We start from the raw sequence: 22208 nt of genomic DNA, 5'->3' as shown, positions 1-22208 counted from the left end.
ATCTATCAAGTCAATGACTGTAACCAGAGGTTCATTGAGTGGATGATAAGCTTGTCGGCGATATGTGAGCCGTGATCAGCAAGGATCCCATGCCCGATCGACTGCCCGACCTACTTTCCGGTGTGCGTAATACGGCGCGTGCTCTGATCTTGCGCGACCATCAGGTGTTGCTGCTGCGCAAGCAGGGCGGGCGCTATGCCCTGCCCGGCGGCGCACAGGGCACAGGCGAAACCCTTGAAGATGCCCTGCAGCGCGAATGCCTGGAAGAGATCGGTGCCCGGGTCGACGCGCCGCGGCTGGTGACGGTATGCGATGTCTTCAAGCGTAAGGACACCCAGCCGCCCAGCCGGCGCCACCTGGTGGACTTCATCTTCCTTTGCATGCTGCCCGCCGACTATGTCGCCGGTAACGGGCCTCTGCCGGACAAGCGCCAGTTGGACGTTTGCTGGGTCGATATCGACACACTCCCTGAACTGACCTTCACCCCCGAATACCTTTCCTCCTGCTTGCCGTCGCTGATTCGCGCCGCCGAGCAGGGTTCAACCTCCTTGGCTTATGCCGGCGCTTTTCATGACGACTCGACCGCCTAAGAGTATCGAGGACAACCTGCGTTTCCTGTGCGTTGAAGTGGACTCGCAGTTGGCCAGTTTCGAGCAGTTTCTAGAGACGCCCACCACGGCCATTGCCCATCGGCTTCTCGATCGCCGTGGCTATGCCTATAACCTCAAGATGCGCATTCATAACGACTGCATGAGGCGGCTGTCGGCCAAGAAACACCGCCGCAGCAGTCTGCCGCAGATGCTGCGTAGCATCGAGCTCATCGCCACCGATCTCGAGCGCCTCACCGAACTTACGCGGGACTGCGTCAGGCATCTGCAGGAAGTCGACGACTTGGCAGGGCTCGAGCCCCAGGCACTGCGCGCCATGGTGGAGAGCATTCGCAGCGGCATTCAGCTCGTCGAGCCGGCGGTTGCTGAGAACGATACGCCCTTGGCGCTGCGCTTGGGGCAGTTGCAGAACGGTCTCGAAAAAGCCTATCGCCTGCGTCTCGCGAGCTATGTGGCGGCCCTGAAGAAGAAGGACAACACCGAGGCGCTGACGCGAGGCCTCTTTGTCGCCCATGCCATTCGCCAGATGGCGGCGACGCTTCTGCATATCAGCGAAGTGATTATCTCCGCCAATCTCGGTCAGCCGGTCAACTTCGAGCGCTATCACTCCCTGCAGTCGCTGGTGGATGACATTGATAACCGCGAGGAAGCCTTGAGTATCGAGCCGTTGGCAGAGACGCGCTCTGGCAGCGCGATCTCCGGTATCCGCTCGCCGAATGCGCGGGAAAACGGCTATGTCGCCATCTTCAAGGACGGCGTCAAGCGCAAGGTGAAGGAGGAGCGGCAGGGCGTTGAAAGCTGGCACGAGATCTATCCGGGCCTGGCGCCGAAGATTCTGTCTTATCAGAAGCGCGGCCAATCCGCGGCCCTGCTGATCGAGCATCTACCCGGCTTTACGTTCGAGCACTTGCTGCTCAATGAGTCGACCGAGCTGGTCGATGAAGCAGTGAAATATCTGACTCGCACGCTGCGCTCGGTCTGGCAGGAGACGTTTACCCCAGAGGGCGTGGCCGCACGCCATATGCAACAGCTTCAAAAGCGCCTGGACGACGTTTACAAGATTCATCCCGAGTTTCATCGCGGCGACCTGCGCCTGTGCGGGGTCGACCTGCCCGCTTTCGACACCCTGGTCGAGCAGGCCAAAGAGCGAGAAGCCTCTCTGGTGGCGCCTTTCGCGGTTTATATCCATGGCGACTTCAACGTCGACAATATCATCTATGATCCGCTGGAAAAGCGAATCAACTTTATCGATCTACACCGCTCCAGCTACATGGATTATGTGCAGGATGTCTCGGTGTTCATGGTCTCCAACTACCGGCTACAGATCAGGGATGCCCCGCTGCGTGAGCGCATCATGCGGGTGGCCATGGAGATCTACCGGGTGGCGCGGCGCCACGCCAACCAACAGCAGGACACGACCTTCGAACTGCGCCTGGCGCTGGGACTGGCACGTTCATTCGCCACCTCCACTCGCTTCATTCTCGATAAGTCACTGGCCCGCAGCATGTTTCTGCGTGCACGCTTTTTGATCGAGTTAGTGCTGGCCGCGGATATCGACAAGGCCGACAAATTTAGAATTCCTCTGAAGGAGATCTTCGTTGACTAACCCAAAAATCGGCGTGATTGGTATTCCGGGCAAGTGGTCCACCGAGGTGCTGGCCGATGCCGTCGAAGCGCGAACCGGCTACCGCCTGGTGATCGACATGGCCAAGGTCGCCCTCGACCTGGGCAGCGGCGCCATTCGCTTCAAGGGACAGGACCTCGGCGAGCTGGACGCCCTGATCGTCAAGAAGATTGGCGGTGAGTACAGCCCCAACACGCTCGACCGGCTGGAGTTACTGCGCATGGCCGAGGCCAGAGGGGTCAAGGTCTTCAGCGGTGCCGACAATATCCTGCGCTTGATCAATCGATTGAGCTGCACCATCAGCTTGCGCAAGGCCGGCATTCCGATGCCGGAGACCCTGGTGACCGAAGATGTCGACCAGGCCCTCGAAGCGGTTCGCGAGTATGGGGAGGCGGTGTTCAAGCCGCTTTATTCCACCAAGGCGCGCGGCATGTGTGTGATCAAGGCCGATCAGCCCAAGCGGGAGCTGCGCCGAGACATCGAGGCATTTCGTCGCCACAATCCGATGATGTATCTGCAGCGCAAGATCGTCCTTCCGGGCCGTGACCTGGGCATGGTGTTTCTCGCCGGGCGCTACCTGGGAACCTATGCGCGGGTCTCCCAGAACGATACCTGGAACACCACCATCCACAGTGGTGGCCGCTATGCGGCCTATGAACCGCCCGAGTCGATGATCGAGCTGGCCAGGCGTGCTCAGGCGCCGTTTGGCATGGATTTCACCACCGTCGATGTGGCCGAGACGGCACAGGGCCCGGTCATTTTCGAAGTGTCGGCATTCGGTGGTTTTCGTGGTGCCCTAGAGGGACCGGGCATCGATGCGGCGGCAGCCTACACTGACCATGTGTTGGCCTTACTATGAGCGATATCCTGATCGATACGATGAACGATGACCGACTGATTAGCGTGGAGGAGGCCGCCCAGGCGCTGTGCGGCGATGCCAGCATGCTGGAGACGTCTCTGGTGATCGACGTTGGGCGCCGCACCTTGGCCATTCGCTCCAATTCGCGCCCCTTGCTTGACGCCCTGAACCGCTACTTTCACGCCTACCTCGCGCCGGATCGCCTGCCTGATATCGAGGTGCTGGCGATCGAGTGCCCGCCGCCGGCCATGTCGCTGAACTTCAGCGACTGGGCGCGCGAGCCCGGCAAGACGGGCCGCAAGGACAGCTATGTCGACCTGCGGGGCGGGCGGCTGTTGCGCAAGGTGCGCACCGGCATGGTGTTCCTGCAGAGTGACACCTGGCGCATTGCCGCCGGCCCTTGCGAGGCCAACGACAACCAGGTCATCAACTTCATCAATGCCCAGTACATGAATGACCTTCAGCAGCAGGACTGGTTGATCTGCCATGCTGCTGGATTGGCGAGGGGCGATCAGGCGGTGGCCATTGCCGGCTTTTCCGGCGGCGGCAAGTCGACGGCCATGCTCACCGCCATGGAACACCCGGCGCTCGACTATTTGACCAATGACCGGCTGTTTATCCGCCAAGACGAGAAAGGCGTGCAGGCCGCGGGTATTGCCAAACTGCCGCGTATCAATCCTGGCACCATCGTGCATAGCAAGCGCCTGTCCTCGCTGGTGTCTGCTGAGCAGCGCAAGCATTGGCTTTCCATGCCCAGGCAGGCGCTGTGGGATCTCGAGGAAAAGTACGATGTGATGATCGACGAGCTGTATGGGCCCGGGCGCCTGTGTCGCGAGGCCCGATTGGCGGCGGTGGTGATTCTCAATTGGCGGCGCGACGGAAGGCAGCCGGTGCGCTGTGAGCGAGTAGATATCAACCAGCGCCCAGAATTGCTGGACGCTGTGATGAAATCGCCAGGGCCCTTGTATCAGGATGCCCAAGGACGATTCCTGGATGACCAGACGCCGCTCGACCCTGAAGCCTACCTGGCGGCACTGAGTGGCGTGCCTGTCTATGAGGTTAGCGGCACGGTCGACTTCGAGCTGTTGGCCGGCCACCACCTGCCGGCGTTGCTGGGCCTGAATGGCGAAGCGTCGCCGGAGGGGCCAGCGGGAGAAGAGAGCGGGGCGCCATGAGCCGGCAATCGACATCCCGCGAGCTTCTGCTGCTGCGCCACGGCAAGTCCGACTGGTCGCAGCCGGTAGCGGATCAGCAGCGGCCCTTGAAGAAGCGTGGCAAGCTCGGCGCCCAGCGGATGGGCGCCTGGCTGGCGCAGCAGGCGCTGGTGCCCCAGATGGTACTGGCGTCGCCGGCGCTGCGGGCCAGGGCCACTGCCGAGAAATGCCTGAAAGCCATGGGCGCGACGACCGATGAGCTCGAAGTCGCCCCGGCCCTCTACCACGGGACGCCAGAGACGCTGGTAGCCTGCATCGCCGGTGCGCCGGATAGCATTCGGCGCCTCATGCTGGTTGGCCATAATCCGGACCTCGAAGAGCTGCTGGACTACTTGTTGCCCGAGCCGCCGGCGTTGGCAGGTGACGGCAAGCTGTTGCCGACCGCCAGTCTCGTTCGCCTGGCCATCGATGGCGCCTGGTCGCAGCTCGGCCCGGGCAATGCCCGGTTGCTGGAGATCCGCCGGGCGAGGGAGCTTCCCAAGCACTTTCCCTTTCCCTTCCCCGATGGCCCTGAGCGCCGTGAGCGTCCAGCCTATTACTATGTTCAGTCGGCGGTCGTGCCTTATCGGATGCGCCAGGGGAGGCTCGAGGTGCTGGTGATCGGTTCGAGCAGCAACCGCCACTGGAGCCTGCCCAAGGGCATTGCCGAGCCGGGGCTGAGTCTTCAGGCCTCTGCCCACAAGGAGGCCCTAGAAGAGGCCGGCATCGAGGGAGATACCGATGCCCCGGCGCTTGGTCACTATCATTACCGCAAATGGGGAGCCCCTTGCGAGGTCACCGTCTTCTCCATGCGCGTCACTCGGGAGTTGGCAGACGAGGCACGCGAAGAGCCGCACAGGGCTCGGCAATGGATGTCGGCCGAGCAGGCGGCGGAATGCCTTCGGCAGCCGCGTCTTGGCGCCATGGTGCATGAGCTGTCGTACCGCCTTGAGGCAGCCTCCGCTGAGGCTCCCCCGGCCAAGAGGCCATCATCATGACGCACCCACAATCGAGCCATCGGCAACCCAGGCTGTTGGCCGCGTTAGTGCGGCACGGCGACTATCATCAGCTTGCGGATACGCCCAGCGCCCACCAGCCCTTTCCGCTGAGGTCAGTTGGGCGTGAGCAGGCCACGCGAGCGGGGTGCGAGCTGCGTGACATGATCGGCACCTTGGGCTGTGAACTGGCGACACAGATCGATAGCTCGAACCTGCTGCGCGCCTGGCAGACGGCCAGTCTGATGCAATCGGTGCTTGAAGAGGGCCGGCACGGCGTGGCGGTCGAGGGCTTCGACGATCTGGCCGAGCGTGGCCTTGGCAGTGCCGCCAACCTGAGCGCCGCCCAGATCGAAGCGATCATCGCCGAGGACCCGCGCTTTCCCTGCTTGCCGGCCAACTGGAAGTCGGACAGTCATTTTCGCCTGCCACTGCAGGGGGCGGAATCGCTGATGGAGGCCGGGGAGCGGGTCGCGAGCCACCTGACGGCACAGATGCAGGCCTTGGCTCGGCACAGCGAAGCCGATGTGCTGAAGGTCTTCGTGGGCCACGGCGCGGCATTTCGCCATGCGGCATATCGTTTGGGGGTTCTGGCCTTCGACGAGATTGCCCAATTGAGCATGCACCATGCCCGGCCGGTTGTGCTGGAATACCATCAGGTAGAGGGGTGGCGGCATATCGCTGGCGCGTGGAAGGTGCGTCGACCGCACGCCCAGTTTCGGGATTGAGAAGGCTGTTTAGTGGCGATGACGGCCGGCGTCATCGCCATGTCACAAGGGCGTCATACCCTCGGGGGCATTGATAAACGGGAGCCGGATCATGGCGAACCAAGATGCTGACGCAGTGCTTCCACACTACAAGGGCAAGAAGTGCTGGATGCCCGAGGGGCTGCCCAGCACAGCCGAACCTTGGCGGCTTGGCGGCGAACGTGCCGCGGACAAGGCGCATCGCCAGCGGAGCGACTTTTCCGCGGTGATGAACCGTGCTGCCTCACTGAGCCCCTTGAAGTGGCCGAAACGCCCCGTCTATTTCGTCTCGGACCCCCATGCGGATGCCGCTGCTTTCAGCGCCTCGCTGGTGGCTTCCGGTGGCGTGAAGAAGACCGGCCCCGAGCATGATGCTTTCGCCTTGACCAAGCCTGGCCGCCAGGGCCTGTTCGTGATTGGCGGCGACTGTCTCGACAAGGGGCCGAGCAATCTCGACCTGCTGCGTAGCGTCAAGGCGCTCTTCGACACCGGGGCGCGGGTCAAGCTGCTGGCCGGCAATCACGACGTGCGCCTGCTGATGGGCTTGCGTGCCCTAGAGGAACCTCGCTCACCCGAGACCGAACACCTCTTCGTGCGAATGGGCAGTAAGGTCGTGCCATTATTGCGCGAGATTCACGATACCTACCTCAAGGCGCGCACGAAGCCGCTGAAGGGTATCCCGAGCGCCGAGGAATGCCGGCGGCGGCTGTTTCCTTCGGATAACTGGTTCGAGACGTTCCCGCCTCAGGCCGGCCGTTTGATGTCTCAGCGCAACATCGAACGTGAGCTCTCGCGAATGCGCAAGAAGGTCGACACCTTCGAAGACGCCTGTCAAAAGGCGGGGCTGTCCATGCGCGAGGTCTATGCCACGGCCTTGGAGGCAAAAGCACAGTTCATGCACCGCAAGGGGGACTTTGCCTGGTTCTTCCGGGCCATGCAGCTGGCCCACCGCGAAGGCTCCTTTCTGTTCATTCACGCCGGCCTCGACGATGGCATTACTGAAGTGATCGAGCTCGAAAGCGTCAAGTCCCTTAACCGAATGTTCGATGACCAGATCAAGCATGACCTTTTCGAGTTCTATTACGGCACCTTGGCGAACACCATGCGCACCAAGTACCGCAAGGTCGACTTGCCGCTGACTCGCCAGGGCGTCGATCGCGCTTTCCGCCAGGGGGTGCATGCCGTCGTGCATGGCCATATCAATCGCACCACCGGACAGCACATCATGCTCAGGCAGGGCATGATGCATATCGAGGGGGACATTACCCTGGACCGGAATTCGCGGCGCAAGGAGGGGCTAGAAGGGCACGGCGTGGGCGTCACCATCATTCATCCTGACGGCAAGGTCATCGGTATCAGCAATGATCACCCCCACGCCAAGGTATTCGAGCCGGCGCGCCACCTCTCACCGGCGGAGGCGCCGGGCGCCTGAAGAGCCGGCCTTTCCCTCGGCGTCCCGAACTCAGCCTCATTTATCGCAAGGAATCTATTCACTCCATGGACACTGAGAAGACCACCTTCCGGCATGAATCCCTGCAGAGCATCAAAGGGCTTCAGGAGATCCTGAAATCGATCACCAAGGGGCTGGCCAAGGGCGTGCTGTCCTTTTCCGACGAAGATGGCGAGATTCACCTCACTCCCAAGGGCCTGCTCAATCTCAAGGTGACGGTACGCAAGGAAGACAGCCATCACCGCCTGGATATCCGCATCTCCTGGCAGGACGCAAGGCCCCAGGGCAAGAAGCAGCTCCAGGTCGGCCACGACCGAAAGTAGCGCGGCCTCAGCCGGCCTCGGCGTTCAGGCATCTTGGGCGGGAAGCTCACCCGCCATCATCAGCGGTACGGGCGAGGGATGACAGCCCTTGCCTCCCTCGGGCAGCAGATAAGGGGCGAGCATGGGCTGCATGCTCTTGAGCACCTGAACCGGCAGTGAAGAGGTGAAACGGTAGTCCTCGGCCTTGCCGCCCAATACATAGGCGGTGAGGGTGCCGAAGTGGCGGTCACCCAGAAAGAACACGAAAGTCGCGGTACGGTTGCGCGCCCGCGAGTCGATCACCTCACCGGTTCGGGTCACGGTCTCGATGCGGTTGTCGCCAGTCCCTGTCTTGCCGCCTACCGTCATGGGGCTGCCATCGGGAAGCAGGAAGGTGCCTGCCAGCCGCCGGGCGGTACCCGCTTCCACTACGCCGGTCAGGCCGTCACGCAGCACCGCAGCCACTTCCGGCGCCATCACCCTGACACCGCGCGCCGAGCGGGAGAAACGCGTCTCGAACGGGGTGTCGGCGGCAAAGTGCAGCGCATCGATGCGTATCGTAGGCTCGCGCACGCCATCATTGAGGATGATGCCCATCAGCTCGGCAAGCGCCGCCGGCCGGTCTCCCGAGCTGCCGATGGCGGTCGCAAGCGAGGGCACCAGCTGTTCGAAGGGGTAGCCAAGCAGGGCCCAGCGCCGGTGCAGGTCATCGAAGGCCTCGACTTCCAGCATGCGCCGGATACGGCTGTCCCGGGCCTGGCGGTGGCGGGTGCGGAACAGCCAGTCATAGCTCTGCTGGCGTTCCTCGATGCTGGCCAGCATCATCGCCTCACGGCTGGCATCTGGGTTCGTGCCTAAATAGGCCAGTAGCCACAGCTCAAGCGGATGGACGCGGCTCAAGTAGGCGCGGTCGTTCAGGGAGAAGCGTTCGGGGGCGTACTGCCAGTAGAGCGCGTCGAGTTCGCTATCCGAAGCCTGAACATTCGACCCGTTGGCCGATAGCGTGTCGCGCAGTAGGCGGCGGAATTCCTCGACGGTTTGCTCGGGCATCAGGTAGCGATACGCCGCGGCCAGCCGCACCGGGGTGGCAGGGATATCACGGAACAGGCGCGCCAGGCGGTCTTGGGCATCAAGCGAGTGATACCGCTGCCAGAAGCGATCGAGGAAGATTCGCCCTTCCTGGTCGGCGAAGCGGGAAATATAGAGGTCGCGCCGCGGGTCGCTATCATCTTCTAGCAGGCGGCGATTGTCCTGATTGGCATAGACATGATGATTGACCAGGTCCCGCAGCAGCCGCACGAAAGGCAGGTTGATGGACTGGCGCAACGCCTGCGTCAGGGTGGGCCTTTGGCCATTATCCTCGCGACGGAAGTTGGTGAAGGTGTGAATGCCGCCTCCCGTAATGAAGCGCTCGTGAGGGCTCGCCGAGTAACGCCGCTGCATGGCCGCCTCGAGCAGAGCGGTCAGCGGCAGGTCCGGATCACGGATCAGTTGATCCACCACCCAGCGCAGTAGCGCGTCACGGCGATCGACATCGATTTCGCGCAGCGCTTCCCGAGGCGCTCCGCTATAGCGTTCATGTAGCTCGGCGATGATCTCCAGGTAGCTCGCCAAGACGCGCAGCTTCGCCGTTGACCCCAGTTCCAGCTTGCTATCCTGGTTGATGTCGAAGGCGCTGCCGTTGGTATCGGTCTGAACTCGCACCTGAAAGCCCGCGCCATCACGCTCGAAAAGCGTGAAGCTGTAGCGCACGCCGGCGGCGGTTTCGGGGCGACCGAGAAGGTGATGGCCGAAGAGACCCGCCATGGCCGCAGCCGATGGATCCTCGAGCGCCTTGAGGTAGTCACTGACCCGGTGCTGGAGGTCGGCGTTCAAGGTAGTGGAGGCGCTCAGATCGAGCCGATCGAGTTCGTAAAGTGAGACACCGAGTAAGGATGCCAGCCGTCCGCGAGCCAGACGCAGCCCCTTGTCGGTATCGACCCGCAGCGAGACGGGGTCTGACGTGAAATCGCGGAAGTCGAGCGACTGGGCCAGGGCCGCATCGCGAAGCTCAGGGGCGATGAGCCCTTGTTCGGCCATTAGGCGCAGGTAGGAGGCGCTGAGCTCGGCCAGATCGTCGTGCCCCCGGCGCAGATAGTGCGACGGGCGCCGCTGAGCGATCATCAGTGCTACCACTTGCTGAAGGGCCCGACCACGGGCGGCCAGCGCCACGTCGTCGGTCTCTTGCGAGGCCAGTGCCAGGATGACGTCATCGAGCTCGACGCCGAACCATACCCAGAGGCCATCGCCCAGGCCAAGCACTTCGCCATAGCTGGGCGCGGCGGAAAGCGGCACCGAGTTGAGGTAGTCCAGCGCCACGTCCTGACGCGCGGTCAGGGTCTCTGGGCCCTGACGGTAGGCGCGCACGCTGGCAGATACCATCTGCCTCAGTTTTTCCTGGGCAGATAGGGTTAGGCCTCCTGGGGAGTGGCGATACTTCTCGAGTTGAGTGGCAAGCGTGCTACCACCGGATGATTGACCTGGCAAATTGATCGCTTCACCGACCTGAGAAACGGCTGCACGGACGAAGCGCGGCCAGTCCACGGCCGGATTGGCATAGCGATGTTCGGTATCGAGTAGATCCCGGTTCTCGATGAACAAGAGGCTCTTGAGCACCAGTTCGGGTATGTCGTCGAAATGGGCGAAGTGGCGCTGTGGGTTGGCAAAGCGGTGCATCGTTTCGCCACGGCATTCGGTGAGATCAAGCCCTGCCTGCGTTTTCTCGCTGTAGGGGACGAAGAAGCCGCGGTTGGCATAGTCGAGCATGGCGGGCGACATGCGGACCTGCTGATTTATTTCGAAGCCGCGCTCGACCAGGCGCTGCTGCCAGTCGGGTAAACGGGTATATCCCAGGCGCTCGTCGAAGGGGCCATGGCGCGGGAATACAAGCCGGTCGCTAGGGCCATCCGCAAGAGCGAAGCCCAGGCGCTGGGCGTATTCGGAAATCTCCCGGGCCTGCCAGCGCGATGAACGCGCCTCGTTGACCAGCATCAAGGTCATGATCGTCAGGGCGGCGAGGGTCGCCAACAGCCACAGCCAGCGGAGCCAGTGGACTCTGGGCCCAGCAGAGGTCGGTAAGGGAGTCAGTGATCCCTCGTGAAGGAAAATATCACGACGCGTCTGGGATGATGAATGACGGTCTTCCATGGGCCAACTCCTGGCGAGGCGACGTCCTTGTCTTGCATCGCATTCCTGAACCGTTGTTACTACAAGCGTAGTTGGCGTGGGGAGAGGTAACTAGATTGAAATACCAAAAGAATGTGCCTCGCCAAGAGGCATTGAGCGACTGCCAACAGGGGAGGGCATCGCCAACGTCATAGGGGGCTGATGCCGTGTGCCGATTCGGGAGGCGCCTAAGTGGTTTCATGATGGTATCCTTGCCGCGATACCAACCCTTGCCCATCGGCAAAGACAGGAGAAACGAAGATGGCAAAAGCTACCGCGCGGCATATTCTGGTCGACAGTGAAGAGAAGTGTCAGGCACTGAAGGCCGAGATCGAAGGCGGTCGCGACTTCGCCGAAGTCGCCAAGGAAAACTCCAGCTGCCCGTCCAGCCGTCAAGGCGGCGACCTGGGCTCCTTTGGCCCCGGCCAGATGGTGCCTGAGTTCGACAAGGTGGTATTCAGCGGTGAGTTGAACAAGGTGCATGGCCCGGTCAAGACCCAGTTCGGGTATCACCTGCTGGAAATCACTAGCCGCAGCTGATGGCATGGCATGAGTGAAAAGAAGCCGTGCGCGAGCCTATCCGCGCACGGCTTCTTTGTGTCTGGCACTTCGTCCGCCATGAGTGAATGAGATAGGGCGATCCACCAGAGAGAGTGGTACTGACCATGATTCAGCCAGGGAGGCGCAATGAAGAAGGTGGTCGTAAAAACGGCTAAGTGGATAATCGCCCTTGCCGTCGTGAGCTATATGCTGATGGCGATATGGCAGAGCTACAAGCCGTTGCCCAAGGGGCTCAGCCAGCGAGATGCGTTGCAGCCGGCAATGGATGTGGCCTTCTTGGCCGATGAAACATGGACAGGGGCAGACGGCCGTCGTCACCGCGATCAGGCCATCTTCGATGAGGTATTGAGGCTGATTGCTCAGGCGGACCGACTGGTGGTGTTGGACATGTTCTTGTTCAATGACTTCGGCGCCACAGCCGATGACGCCTTCCGCCCGCTCTCCCGTCAGATCACCCAGGCACTGATTCAGCGCCAGGCCGCCGTGCCCGGCCTCACCGCGGTGCTCATCACGGATCCGATCAATACCGTCTATGGTGGGGTTTCGTCGTCACATCTAAAGGCACTGCGCGAGGCCGGCATCGAGGTGGTGATGACGGACCTGCCCCGGCTGCGAGCCTCCAACCCGGCCTGGAGTGGCTTCTGGCACCTGTGCTGTCGCGTATTTGGCAACACCAACGACGCAGGCTGGCTGCCCAATGCCCTTGGTGACGGCCGGGTGACCCTGAGAAGCTATCTTCAGCTGCTCAATTTTAGCGCGAATCATCGCAAGATTCTGGTGGTCGACGAGGGCGAGCAGTGGACGGGGTTGGTAACCTCGGCCAACCCACATGATGCCAGCAGCCTTCACGATAATGTGGCGCTGCGCTTTTCCGGCCCGGCGGCTCTCGACTTGCTCGACAGCGAGCGGGCGGTCGCGGATTTTTCCGGCGCCGGCGAGGCGATTCCCGCGACGACAGACGCCATCTTCAATGGTGCCCAGCGCGAGCGTGCTCAGGAGCCGCCTTCCAACCGGGAACGGGGGCCTGTACGAGCACAAGTACGGGCACAAGTACGGGTGCAAGTGCTGACCGAGTCCGGGATTCGTGATGCCTTGCTCGCGGCGGTTGCCGGCAGTGCCCCCGGCGATCGACTGGATATCGCCGTCTTCTACCTCGCGCATCGTGAGCTGATCGAGGCCGTGAAGGCGGCCAGCGCCCGAGGGGTAAAGGTTCGCGTGTTGCTCGACCCCAACCGGGACGCTTTCGGCATCGAGAAAAACGGCATTCCCAACCGTCCGGCGGGCCGGGAGCTGCACGCGGCCGGTGTGCCGGTGCGCTGGTGCAATACCCATGGCGAGCAGTGCCATGCCAAGATGCTGTTGCGCAGGCCGCAGGAAGGGCCGGCCGAGCTGATTGTCGGCTCGGCCAACTTCACTCGCCGCAACCTCGATGACCTGAATCTGGAAACCAGCGTGCGCTTGCTGGCTTCCAGCGATCGGCCTGCGATTACCGCTGCGGGTGCCTTCTTCGAGCGCGAGTGGAGCAACCCCAGGGGGCGTCGCTCAAGCCTGCCCTATGCGCACTTCGCGGACCCTTCCTGGCGACGCTACTGGCAGTACCGGCTGATGGAGGCAACAGGGCTGTCGACCTTTTGAGCCAGATACCGTTGGCGAGGCAAGAAGCCATGGAGCGTGCTATAACGGCAGTGGCTTATCTAGCCAGGATGAGGCTCAAAGGCGGGTGGCATGCGGCAGCGACAGTCCCGCTGCTCTAAGCGCTTCGCCGATGGCGGCCTCGTCTCGTCTTGTGGTCCATCACTCAGGAAGCGCATCATGAACGAAGAAAGCTTCAACCTCAGTGTTCGCAAGTTTCTCAAGCAGGTCGGCATCAACTCCCAGCGCGAGATCGAGCAGGCCGTGGATCAGGCCATTGCCGAGGGGCGCATTCAGGGCAATGAGTCCTTCGCGGCCAAGGCGACGCTCGAGATCGAGGGGCTCAAGCTCAAGGTCGAGGTGGACGGCAAGATCACGCTGGAGTGATGTGGCGACCATGTCGACCACGGCCAACCGTCGAGGGGTGCCATGTTTCGTTTTTTTGAGTCGCTGATCGACCCCTTCCCTGGGGCCGTGCCTGAGACACCGCCTCGGCGACTGTTGCCCTTTCTGTTGCACTATTCGCGGCCGCTGATGCCCCTGCTGGCGGCGATGACGGTGCTTGCCGCGCTGGTGTCCGTCGTCGAAGTGGTGTTCTTCGCCTTCATGGGCGAGCTCGTCGACTGGCTGGCTCAGGCGGACCGAGCCACTTTCTTCGCCGACCATGGTGGGCGCCTGCTGGGCATGGTGGCGCTGGCGCTGGTGGCCTTTCCCCTATTGGTGCTCGGCAAGTCGCTGGTCACCCACCAGAGCCTGTTTGGCAATTACCCGATGCGGGTGCGCTGGCTGGCCCATCGCTACCTGCTCGAGCAGAGCCTGCCGTTCTTTCAGGACGAATTCGCCGGACGAGTCTCGCAAAAGGTCATGCAGACCGCACTCGCCATCCGCGAGACGGTGGTCAAGCTGATGGACGTCTTCGTCTATGTGGTGGTCTATTTCACCGGCGCTCTGATACTGGTAGGGCGCAGCGAGGCCTGGTTGATGGCTCCGCTGGTGCTGTGGCTGTGCGGCTATCTGGTGCTGATGCGCGTTTTCGTGCCACGGCTCAAGCACATCTCGATGGCTCAGGCCGATGCGCGGGCCCATATGACCGGCCGCATCGTTGACAGCTACACCAATATCCAGACCCTCAAGCTGTTTGCCCACACCCAGGCTGAGCAGGCCTATGCGCGCGGTGCCATGGACGGCTTCATGGCCACGGTCCACCGCCAGATGCGCCTGGTCACTCAACTGACGGTTACCCTACAGACCCTGAACTCGCTGCTGCTGGTGTCCATGGCGGGGATCGCCGTGTTGGCCTGGCACCAGTCACTGATCTCGCTAGGGGCCATCGCCGTTGCCATCGGCCTGGTGATGCGCCTGCGCATGATGTCCGACTGGATTCTGTGGGAAGTCGCGGGGTTGTTCGAGAACCTGGGCACCGTTCAGGACGGCATCAACACCATTGCCCAGGCTCAGGCCGTCAGCGACGCTCCCGATGCGCGGGAACTCAGCGTCGAGCAGGGCGAGGTTCGCTTCGACAAGGTGACCTTCAGCTATGACGCTGGCGCTCAGGCCGCCGGTGGCGATGCGACGCAGAGCGATGCCCGGCAAGCCGCCGTCTTCGATGAGCTGTCGCTGACGCTGCGTCCGGGCGAGCGAGTGGGGCTGGTGGGCGCCTCCGGTGCGGGCAAGTCGACCCTGGTCAATCTGCTACTGCGCTTCTTCGATATCGAGGCAGGGCGCATCCTGATAGATGGCCAGAATATCGCCGAGGTGACCCAGGCTTCGCTGCGTCGCCAGATTGGCATGGTGACCCAGGATACGTCGCTATTGCATCGCTCGATTCGCGACAACATTCGCTACGGCCGTCCGGATGCCAGCGAGGAGGAGGTCATCGATGCGGCCAGGCGCGCCCATGCGGATACTTTCATTCGGCAAGCCTCAGATCCTCAGGGCCGCACCGGCTACGATGCCCATGTCGGCGAGCGTGGCGTCAAGCTGTCCGGCGGCCAGCGTCAGCGCATCGCCATTGCCCGGGTGCTGCTCAAGGATGCGCCGATTCTGGTGCTCGACGAGGCCACCTCGGCGCTCGACTCGGAGGTCGAAGCGGCGATCCAAGAGCAGCTCTATGCGCTGATGGAGGGCAAGACGGTGATCGCCATCGCCCACCGACTCTCGACCATCGCCATGCTCGATCGGCTGGTGGTCATGGAGCAGGGGCGCATTGTCGAGTCGGGCACTCATCAGGAACTGCTCGCCCGTGGCGGCACCTATGCCGGTCTCTGGCGGCGCCAGTCGGGCGGCTTTCTGGGGTTCGATAGTCCCGCGGATGACGCGCCCGCGAGGACTGATGATGCCACGGCCGCAGAGCTCTCGACGGGGCGTGACTGAGGATAGGCAGGGCCCTGATCATGGAAACAACCAGTCGCCACGGAGACTAGCATCCATTGACTTCACTTCGACCCACTTCGTCTTTCGTACCTTCAGAGCAGGATGCCGCCATGCCGCCGGCGATCAGCGTCACGGACCTTTCCAAGACCTATGCCTCAGGGTTTCAGGCGCTGACCGGTATCAATCTTGAAGTAAAGGCCGGAGAGATATTTGCCCTGCTGGGGCCCAATGGTGCCGGCAAGACCACGCTGATCAGCGTTATCTGCGGCCTGGTCAACCCCACCTCGGGGGTAGTGCTGGTCGATGGCCATGACAATATCCGCGACTATCGGGCGGCCCGCGCGAGGATCGGCCTGGTCCCACAGGAACTGACCAACGAGGCCTTCGAGACGGTGTGGAACTCGGTGAGTTTCAGTCGTGGGCTCTTTGGCAAGGCGCCCGATCCCGCTCATATCGAGCGTGTGCTGCGCTCGCTGGCGCTGTGGGAGAAGCGCAACAATCGCTTGATCACCCTGTCTGGTGGCATGAAGCGGCGCGTGCTGATCGCTAAGGCACTGTCCCATGAGCCGACGATCCTGTTCCTCGACGAGCCCACCGCCGGCGTCGATGTCGAGCTGCGGCGCGAGATGTGGGAGGTGGTACGGGGCCTGCGCGAGAGCGGGGTGACCATCATCCTCACCACCCACTACATCGAGGAAGCCGAGGAAATGGCGGATCGCATCGGCGTGATCCAGCGCGGTGAGATCATCCTGGTCGAAAACAAGCAGACGCTGATGCAGAGCCTTGGACGCAAGCAGTTGACCCTGGAGCTGCTCGAGCCGCTGGTATCGCTGCCCAATGCGCTGTCTGATTATCCGCTGACGCTCTCCGACGACGGCCAAGCGCTGGTCTATCGCTATGACACTCAGCAGGAGCATACCGGCATCACCGGCATGCTCGAGGAGCTCAGAAAGGCCGGCATTCAGTTCAAGGACCTGCATACCGAGCAAAGCTCGCTGGAGGATATCTTCGTCAATCTGGTAAGGGAGAACCCATGAATCTTCGCGGCATGGCGGCCATTTACCGCTCCGAAATGGCCCGCACCCGGCGCACGCTGCTGCAGAGCATCGTCTCGCCGGTGCTCTCGACCTCCCTTTACTTCGTGGTGTTTGGCTCGGCGATCGGCTCCAGGATCACCGAAGTGGCGGGCATCAGCTACGGCGCCTTCATCGTGCCGGGGCTGATCATGCTGATGCTGCTTACCCAGAGCGTGTCGAATGCCTCCTTCGGGATTTTCTTTCCGCGCTTCTCAGGCAGCATTTACGAGCTGCTGTCGGCGCCGGTGTCCTATATGGAGATCGTGATGGGCTATGTGGGGGCCGCCGCCAGCAAGTCGATTCTTCTGGGGCTGATCATTCTGGGCACGGCGGGGCTCTTCGTCCCTCTCCAGATCGCCCATCCGTTCTGGATGCTGCTGTTTCTGGTGCTGACGGCGTTTACCTTCAGCCTGCTCGGTTTCATCATCGGCATTTGGGCCGAAGGATTCGACCGGTTGCAACTGGTGCCGCTTTTGGTGATTACACCGCTGACGTTTCTCGGCGGAACCTTTTATTCCATCGACATGCTGCCGCCATTCTGGCAAGGCGTAACGCTGCTCAATCCGGTCGTTTATCTGGTCAGCGGCTTTCGCTGGAGCTTCTATGGCGTTGGCGATGTCAGCCTGGCGGCGAGCCTCGCGGTGGTGGTGGCCTTTCTGGCCGTTAGCCTTGCGGTAGTCAGCTGGATATTTCGCAGTGGTTACCGGCTCAAGCCCTAGAGGGCTCCAGGCCGGCAGCTGAACGCGGCTGCTGAACTTCTCCTCCTTGCTGTCGGTCGCAGTCGTTGAGGGCGCGATGAAGCCCTCGTATCAATCCCAGGAGACACTAGCCCATGCTCGAGGCCATTCAGCAATTCTTTCAACGCACCCTGGTTACCTCAGATGAAGAGGAAGGGCCAACCCTGGAGCTTGCGACTGCCGCACTGCTGTGCGAAGTGATACGTGCTGATTACCACAATGATCAACGCGAACTCGATGCCTTGCGCAGCATGCTGCTGCGTCAATTCTCTATCGACGAGGCGGCGGTGGACGAGTTGATGACGATAGCGCGTCAGGAAGTCGAGCATGCCGTCGACCACTATCAGTTCGTAAGCCTGATCAAGGATAGCTATAGCTATGCACAGCGGGCGGAGTTGATCCGTCTGATGTGGCAGCTGGCCTATGCCGATGGAGAGCTGAGCCCGCTGGAGGAGCATCGCATTCGGCGCCTGGCCGATCTGTTGTACGTCAGACACAGCGATTTCATTCGCGCCAAGCTCAGCGTGCAGGAGACCCTCGACGGTTCCGCATGATGGCGTCATTGGGCGGGTCCTGATACCACGGCAGGTCGGCACGGTCGTTGCGCTCGAGCTCGGCGATCACTTGCCCACCGAGCAGCAGGATAATGGCGCCGACCTCGAGGCTTAGCAGCACGACGATAATGGTGGCAAAGGAGCCATACACCGCATTGACCAGCGAAAGGTTGGCGAAATAAACCACCAGCAGCTGCCGGACTCCCTCCCAGAGCAGCGCCGCCACGAAGCCACCGACCAGCGCCCTGCGCAGTGCAATATGCACCACCGGCAGCACCTTGTAGATGGCGCTGAACATCGCAAACAGGCCCAAGAAGCTGATCAGGTTGAGGGCCGGCTCAGAGAGGCTCGCCAGCGGCAAGTTGACGCCAAAGATGGCCAGCATGGCGTTGTTGAGGGCGCCGATCATCGAGACCAGCAGGGTGAGGGCCAGAAGCCCGGTGCCCAGCACCAGGATAAAGGCATAGGGCAGCAACACGGAGACCCAAACGCTGCGTTTCTCCTGGTAGTCGGGATGATGGAAGATGATCGCCATGCAGTCTTCCAGCATGCGAAAGGCGAAGGAGCTGAAAATCAGCAGCACCGGGATACCGAACAGCCCAATGGCATCCCGCGATTCCAGCAGTGCCTGCACCGCATCGAGCAGGACGCTGGCATGGGCCGGTGTCAGGTGTCGCGCCTGGATCGACAGCACCTCGAGCAGGTGCTGCTCGTCGGCGACGTGGGTCAGCAGCACGCAGAGCAGCGCAAAGAGTGGCACGATCGACAGCAGGACATTGTAGCCAACGCTGCCGGCCAGCAAGATGCCCCGGTTACGAAAGAAAGCCGCCAGCACACGCCAGGCGAAATGCGCCAAGCGAGCAATCAGGCGGGGCAGGGCGGCAAGGTGACTCGGCATGCACAACGTCCTTGTGAGGTCGGCGAGTAGAGCGATCAATGCCATCATAAGCGCAGCGACACGCTGGCGGCCATCCAAGAGGCCCTGCCAGCCATGTCAGGAGGACAAAACATGGCAGCCGAACCCCAGAACCTGCTGGTCTACGATGGCCAATGCCCCTTTTGCACCCGCTATGTGCGTTGGATGCGGCTGCAAGACACCGTGGGCGAGCTGCGTCTGGTCGATGCCCGTGGCGATGACCCAGTGGTCAACGAAGTGCGGGCCCTGGGCTTCGATCTCGATCAGGGCATGGTGCTGCGCCTGGAGCGTCAGTGGTATCACGGCGCCGAGGCGCTGCGCGTGCTGGCCATGCTGAGCAGCCCGGTGGGTATCTTCAATCGCCTGAACCATCATCTATTTAGCGGCCGCTGGCGTGCCCGAAGCTGGTATCCGCTGCTGCGTGGCTTGCGGCGTCTCGCGCTGTGGCTGCTGCGGAGGCCGCCACTGCGTCGCCCGTCACGCGTCTCGAGCCCCTGTCAGGGCGGGGAAGATGATGGCTAAGCGTGCGATCATCGCCTTGATGAGTATCTAGGGATCGATATACCTACTATCCAGCCAGGAGCTAGCCGATGATCGTCAATTGCGTCGTCTATGAAAACGGGCATCGCCAGCGGGATATCCATACCGATGATATCGCCGAGGCCATGCAGCACCCGGACTGCTTCGTATGGGTCGCCTTGCATGATCCGGAACCGGAGGAGTTTCGGCGCTTTGAAGAGATATTCGACCTGCATGAGTTGGCCGTCGAAGACGCCCTGCACGGCCAGCAGCGCCCCAAGATTGAGGAGTATGGCAAGGCACTGTTTTGCATCATGCGCCCGATTACCCTGGTCGATGGTGAATTCGATGAGGGGGAGGTGGCAGTGTTTCTCGGCGAGCGTTTCGTGCTGTCGGTTCGACAGCATGCCACCCAGGGCTTTCTTGGTGTGCGAGAGCGCTGTGAACGGGAGCCCCATCTGCTGCAGCAGGGGCCTGCCTTCGTGCTCTACGCGCTGCTCGATGCGGTGGTGGATCGCTACTTCCCGGTGGTCGAGTCGCTGGAAAATGAACTCGAAAATATCGAGGATCAGATATTCACGCGGGGAACGGCGCGCATGAGCCTCGAGCGTCTCTACCAGCTCAAGCGTCGCACCATGCTGTTGAAGCATGCCGTAACCCCCCTAGCCGAGGCCACGGCTCATCTCATCGGCGGTCGCGTGCCGGCACTGTGCCTCAACACCCGCGAATACTTCCGCGACGTGTATGATCATCTGCACCGCATCGAGGTCGGGGTCGACACCATTCGCGAGACCATCATCACGGCGATTCAGGTCAACCTGTCGATGGTGGCCATCGATGAAAGCGAGGTGCACAAGCGGCTTGCCGCCTGGGCGGCGATATTCGCTGTGGCGACCATTCTGGCCGGTATCTGGGGCATGAACTTCGTGCATATGCCAGAGCTGGATTGGCGATTCGGCTATCCGATCGCCCTGTCGATCATGGGGCTTGCCTGCGGGTTGCTGCATTGGCGGTTTCGTCGGGCAGGTTGGCTATAGAATGCAAGAACAGGACTATATCAACGCCGGCCAATCACGCCGGCTATAAGGATTCAGGTTAATGCTGGAAGTATCGCGACAGATCGTGATCACCGACGATGAACTGGAGCTTCAGGCGGTTCGCGCCCAGGGCGCCGGCGGGCAGAACGTCAACAAGGTCGCCTCGGCGATTCATCTGCGTTTCGATATCCGTGCCTCTCGCTTGCCGGAAGGCGTCAAGGAGCAGCTCCTGGCGCTGCGGGACAAGCGTATCAGCCGCGACGGCGTGGTGATCATCAAGGCCCAGGAGCACCGCACCCAGGAACGCAATCGCCAGGAAGCGCTGGCGCGACTCAAGTCACTGATCAAAAGCGCGCTTTACGCTCCCAAGAAACGTGTGCCCACGCGCCCCAGCAAGGGTGCCAAGAAGCGCCGTCTCGAACAAAAAAAGCAGCGCGGTAAGCACAAGGCCTTGCGTGGCAAGGTGAGTCGCCAGGCCATCGACTGACCCTGCCGCATGGCAGTCAACGCTGGTATCCCCTATCTTGTAGGCTCGGCCCGGGCGCAGGTAGTTCTTGTGTACACCTAAGCGTTCGGGACGGCGATCTTTCAATTGCCACGCTGATCGATAATCAGTGGGGCTGACAGGAGACGATAAGATGGCGGATCAGTCGGTAGGCGAACTACTGAAAGACAACCGGGTCAAGGCGCTGGTCGTGGTGCTGGTACTGGTGGTGCTCTATGCCTTCTACGCTAGCTCCAGCGCCAGCAGCGAGCGTGAGCAGCTCGAGGCTCAGGTGGCGGAACTCGAGAACGAGCGGCAGGCACTCAGCGACCGTGTCGCCTCCTTCGGCGAAACCTACGATTCCATCGAAGCAGCACAGGCCGAGCTTTCTGATCTGAACAGCCAGGTAGAGGCCGCCAAGACGCGTTTGGCGAACCTCGAAGAAAGCGTCAAGGAAGCGCAGTCCCGTCATGATGCCATGGCATCGACCCTCGAAGAACGCCAGTCGAAGCTCGATGAGCTGGACGCCACCATTGCCTCGCGTCAGGCCGAGGTCGAGACCCTTTCCGATCAGGTGGAACAGGCCGTCAAGGACCGTGACGAGGCACAGGCGACGCTGGAAGAGAACCGCAGTGCCATTGCCGATGCCGAAGGGCGGCAGGCCGAGCTCGAAAGCAATATCGCGTCACTGCAAGAGCGTCGCGATGCACTCGAGCAAGAAATTACCAATCGCGAAGAGCAATCCGCTGCGCTCGAAGGCAAGATCGCGGCCGCCGAGCAGTCCTATTCCCATGTCGATGAAAACCTGACCCAGGCGCTCAATGAGCTCGAGGCGACTCAGCAGCAGCGTGATAGCCTGCAAACGGAGATCGCGAATCTGAGCGATCAGGCCGATGCGCGTCGCAATCAGTTGAATCGTCTCGAGGCGCAGCTCGCCGAGTGGCGCGATGAGCTAAGCCAGATTTCCGTGGATTCCTCTGCCTCTTCTGATCCCTCTGCGTCAGCGGACTCCTCTGAGCCAAAGGGAGCCTCTGAGGGTGGCGCTGAGAGCAGCGATGCTGGGAGCAGCAACACTAGCGCCGAAACCGACGCTGCCTCAAACGCGGCTGCGGCGCAGGAAACCACATCCTCCGCTGAGGGTGAAGACAGCGCTGCGAAGCAGGATGAGGGTCAGTCAAACGAAGCGGATGCGAAGAGCAACCAGACGGAAATTCAGCAGCAGCCTGAAGCAGAGAAATAAGCCTGGGCACCAGTGCAGTTGACGCCCCGCTGTCTTAAGCACCCAGTGTGGATCACGCCATTTGCGTCAAGCGATCACCGCAAGGCACACGGCCCCCT

21 protein-coding genes are annotated in these 22208 nt (G+C 61.8%); 19 read left to right on the top strand and 2 right to left on the bottom strand.

Annotated features, from left to right (window positions below):
- The first annotated feature begins 89 nt into the window (after positions 1–89).
- From BLR71_RS06540 to BLR71_RS06505, 8 genes are all read left to right on the top strand, one after another.
- Entirely contained in the window at positions 90–590 is a 501-nt protein-coding gene (locus BLR71_RS06540) for an NUDIX domain-containing protein (protein WP_092524311.1), read from the top strand.
- Positions 571–2214, top strand: a complete 1644-nt coding sequence (locus tag BLR71_RS06535) for an aminoglycoside phosphotransferase family protein (RefSeq protein ID WP_092524309.1) — start codon at positions 571–573, stop codon at positions 2212–2214. The genes BLR71_RS06540 and BLR71_RS06535 overlap by 20 nt, the downstream gene beginning before the upstream one ends.
- A complete protein-coding gene (locus BLR71_RS06530; RefSeq protein ID WP_092524307.1) occupies positions 2207–3091 on the top strand; it encodes a GAK system ATP-grasp enzyme in 885 nt (294 codons plus the stop codon). Before BLR71_RS06535 ends, BLR71_RS06530 begins: the two co-directional genes overlap by 8 nt.
- Complete coding sequence (locus tag BLR71_RS06525; RefSeq protein WP_092524305.1) at positions 3088–4266, top strand: HprK-related kinase B; 1179 nt, start codon at positions 3088–3090, stop codon at positions 4264–4266. The genes BLR71_RS06530 and BLR71_RS06525 overlap by 4 nt, the downstream gene beginning before the upstream one ends.
- Complete coding sequence (locus tag BLR71_RS06520) at positions 4263–5282, top strand: NUDIX domain-containing protein (protein WP_092524303.1); 1020 nt, start codon at positions 4263–4265, stop codon at positions 5280–5282. The genes BLR71_RS06525 and BLR71_RS06520 overlap by 4 nt, the downstream gene beginning before the upstream one ends.
- A complete protein-coding gene (locus BLR71_RS06515) occupies positions 5279–6007 on the top strand; it encodes a histidine phosphatase family protein (RefSeq protein WP_092524301.1) in 729 nt (242 codons plus the stop codon). The genes BLR71_RS06520 and BLR71_RS06515 overlap by 4 nt, the downstream gene beginning before the upstream one ends.
- A gap of 91 nt (positions 6008–6098) precedes the next feature.
- Complete coding sequence (locus tag BLR71_RS06510; protein ID WP_092524299.1) at positions 6099–7457, top strand: metallophosphoesterase; 1359 nt, start codon at positions 6099–6101, stop codon at positions 7455–7457.
- A 65-nt stretch (positions 7458–7522) separates the two neighbouring features.
- Positions 7523–7798 carry an amphi-Trp domain-containing protein gene (locus tag BLR71_RS06505; RefSeq protein ID WP_092524297.1) on the top strand — a complete coding sequence of 92 codons (276 nt, stop codon included), beginning with the start codon at positions 7523–7525 and terminating at the stop codon, positions 7796–7798.
- A gap of 24 nt (positions 7799–7822) precedes the next feature.
- Here the strand turns inward: BLR71_RS06505 and BLR71_RS06500 are convergent, their stop codons facing one another.
- A complete protein-coding gene (locus BLR71_RS06500) occupies positions 7823–10963 on the bottom strand; it encodes a transglycosylase domain-containing protein (RefSeq protein WP_092524295.1) in 3141 nt (1046 codons plus the stop codon).
- 279 nt (positions 10964–11242) lie between these two features.
- Here BLR71_RS06500 and BLR71_RS06495 point away from each other — a divergent pair, with 279 nt between their 5' ends.
- The 7 genes from BLR71_RS06495 (at position 11243) to BLR71_RS06465 (ending at position 17914) form a co-directional block, all read left to right on the top strand.
- The gene (locus BLR71_RS06495) at positions 11243–11521 is read left to right on the top strand and encodes a peptidylprolyl isomerase (RefSeq protein ID WP_092524293.1); all 279 of its coding nucleotides are present in this window, start codon (positions 11243–11245) and stop codon (positions 11519–11521) included.
- A 147-nt stretch (positions 11522–11668) separates the two neighbouring features.
- The gene (locus BLR71_RS06490) at positions 11669–13177 is read left to right on the top strand and encodes a phospholipase D family protein (protein WP_092524291.1); all 1509 of its coding nucleotides are present in this window, start codon (positions 11669–11671) and stop codon (positions 13175–13177) included.
- A 177-nt stretch (positions 13178–13354) separates the two neighbouring features.
- Positions 13355–13561 carry a DUF6494 family protein gene (locus tag BLR71_RS06485; protein WP_092524289.1) on the top strand — a complete coding sequence of 69 codons (207 nt, stop codon included), beginning with the start codon at positions 13355–13357 and terminating at the stop codon, positions 13559–13561.
- Between the two features lie 42 nt (positions 13562–13603).
- The gene (locus tag BLR71_RS06480) at positions 13604–15547 is read left to right on the top strand and encodes an ABC transporter ATP-binding protein (protein ID WP_092524287.1); all 1944 of its coding nucleotides are present in this window, start codon (positions 13604–13606) and stop codon (positions 15545–15547) included.
- 110 nt (positions 15548–15657) lie between these two features.
- Positions 15658–16584 carry an ABC transporter ATP-binding protein gene (locus BLR71_RS06475; RefSeq protein WP_092524285.1) on the top strand — a complete coding sequence of 309 codons (927 nt, stop codon included), beginning with the start codon at positions 15658–15660 and terminating at the stop codon, positions 16582–16584.
- Positions 16581–17342 carry an ABC transporter permease gene (locus tag BLR71_RS06470; protein WP_092524283.1) on the top strand — a complete coding sequence of 254 codons (762 nt, stop codon included), beginning with the start codon at positions 16581–16583 and terminating at the stop codon, positions 17340–17342. The genes BLR71_RS06475 and BLR71_RS06470 overlap by 4 nt, the downstream gene beginning before the upstream one ends.
- Before the next feature lie 113 nt (positions 17343–17455).
- Complete coding sequence (locus tag BLR71_RS06465) at positions 17456–17914, top strand: tellurite resistance TerB family protein (RefSeq protein ID WP_092524281.1); 459 nt, start codon at positions 17456–17458, stop codon at positions 17912–17914.
- On the opposite strand, the gene BLR71_RS06460 is transcribed toward BLR71_RS06465, so the two are convergent.
- Positions 17880–18812, bottom strand: coding sequence for a YihY/virulence factor BrkB family protein (locus BLR71_RS06460; RefSeq protein WP_092524279.1), 933 nt, complete (start codon positions 18810–18812; stop codon positions 17880–17882). The genes BLR71_RS06465 and BLR71_RS06460 overlap by 35 nt on opposite strands.
- 111 nt (positions 18813–18923) lie before the next feature.
- Between BLR71_RS06460 and BLR71_RS06455 the strand changes: the two genes are divergently transcribed.
- From BLR71_RS06455 to BLR71_RS06440, 4 genes are all read left to right on the top strand, one after another.
- Positions 18924–19352 (top strand): thiol-disulfide oxidoreductase DCC family protein, encoded by a 429-nt coding sequence (locus tag BLR71_RS06455; RefSeq protein WP_092524277.1) that lies wholly within the window; start codon positions 18924–18926, stop codon positions 19350–19352.
- Between the two features lie 68 nt (positions 19353–19420).
- Complete coding sequence (gene corA / locus BLR71_RS06450; RefSeq protein ID WP_092524275.1) at positions 19421–20386, top strand: magnesium/cobalt transporter CorA; 966 nt, start codon at positions 19421–19423, stop codon at positions 20384–20386.
- Between the two features lie 61 nt (positions 20387–20447).
- Complete coding sequence (arfB, locus tag BLR71_RS06445) at positions 20448–20873, top strand: alternative ribosome rescue aminoacyl-tRNA hydrolase ArfB (protein WP_092524273.1); 426 nt, start codon at positions 20448–20450, stop codon at positions 20871–20873.
- Positions 20874–21024: 151 nt separating this feature from the next.
- On the top strand, positions 21025–22110 hold the full coding sequence (locus BLR71_RS06440) for a hypothetical protein (protein WP_092524271.1): 1086 nt from the start codon (positions 21025–21027) through the stop codon (positions 22108–22110).
- The last annotated feature ends 98 nt before the right edge of the window (positions 22111–22208 follow it).

Origin of the sequence: Onishia taeanensis, assembly GCF_900100755.1 — a bacterium.
Taxonomy (GTDB): domain Bacteria; phylum Pseudomonadota; class Gammaproteobacteria; order Pseudomonadales; family Halomonadaceae; genus Onishia; species Onishia taeanensis.
Note: the sequence above shows the minus strand (reverse complement) of the source record. Positions and strands in the feature narration are given on the sequence as shown.

Coding starts and splice junctions, on each gene's coding strand:
- BLR71_RS06515 (WP_092524301.1), top strand. CDS start 5,279: ATGACGCACCCACAATCGAGCCATCGGCAACCCAGGCTGTTGGCCGCG.
- BLR71_RS06540 (WP_092524311.1), top strand. CDS start 90: ATGCCCGATCGACTGCCCGACCTACTTTCCGGTGTGCGTAATACGGCG.
- BLR71_RS06525 (WP_092524305.1), top strand. CDS start 3,088: ATGAGCGATATCCTGATCGATACGATGAACGATGACCGACTGATTAGC.
- BLR71_RS06520 (WP_092524303.1), top strand. CDS start 4,263: ATGAGCCGGCAATCGACATCCCGCGAGCTTCTGCTGCTGCGCCACGGC.
- BLR71_RS06475 (WP_092524285.1), top strand. CDS start 15,658: ATGCCGCCGGCGATCAGCGTCACGGACCTTTCCAAGACCTATGCCTCA.
- BLR71_RS06440 (WP_092524271.1), top strand. CDS start 21,025: ATGGCGGATCAGTCGGTAGGCGAACTACTGAAAGACAACCGGGTCAAG.
- BLR71_RS06500 (WP_092524295.1), bottom strand. CDS start 10,963: ATGGAAGACCGTCATTCATCATCCCAGACGCGTCGTGATATTTTCCTT.
- BLR71_RS06470 (WP_092524283.1), top strand. CDS start 16,581: ATGAATCTTCGCGGCATGGCGGCCATTTACCGCTCCGAAATGGCCCGC.
- BLR71_RS06495 (WP_092524293.1), top strand. CDS start 11,243: ATGGCAAAAGCTACCGCGCGGCATATTCTGGTCGACAGTGAAGAGAAG.
- BLR71_RS06505 (WP_092524297.1), top strand. CDS start 7,523: ATGGACACTGAGAAGACCACCTTCCGGCATGAATCCCTGCAGAGCATC.
- BLR71_RS06490 (WP_092524291.1), top strand. CDS start 11,669: ATGAAGAAGGTGGTCGTAAAAACGGCTAAGTGGATAATCGCCCTTGCC.
- arfB (WP_092524273.1), top strand. CDS start 20,448: ATGCTGGAAGTATCGCGACAGATCGTGATCACCGACGATGAACTGGAG.
- BLR71_RS06465 (WP_092524281.1), top strand. CDS start 17,456: ATGCTCGAGGCCATTCAGCAATTCTTTCAACGCACCCTGGTTACCTCA.
- BLR71_RS06460 (WP_092524279.1), bottom strand. CDS start 18,812: ATGCCGAGTCACCTTGCCGCCCTGCCCCGCCTGATTGCTCGCTTGGCG.
- BLR71_RS06485 (WP_092524289.1), top strand. CDS start 13,355: ATGAACGAAGAAAGCTTCAACCTCAGTGTTCGCAAGTTTCTCAAGCAG.
- corA (WP_092524275.1), top strand. CDS start 19,421: ATGATCGTCAATTGCGTCGTCTATGAAAACGGGCATCGCCAGCGGGAT.
- BLR71_RS06455 (WP_092524277.1), top strand. CDS start 18,924: ATGGCAGCCGAACCCCAGAACCTGCTGGTCTACGATGGCCAATGCCCC.
- BLR71_RS06510 (WP_092524299.1), top strand. CDS start 6,099: ATGGCGAACCAAGATGCTGACGCAGTGCTTCCACACTACAAGGGCAAG.
- BLR71_RS06535 (WP_092524309.1), top strand. CDS start 571: ATGACGACTCGACCGCCTAAGAGTATCGAGGACAACCTGCGTTTCCTG.
- BLR71_RS06480 (WP_092524287.1), top strand. CDS start 13,604: ATGTTTCGTTTTTTTGAGTCGCTGATCGACCCCTTCCCTGGGGCCGTG.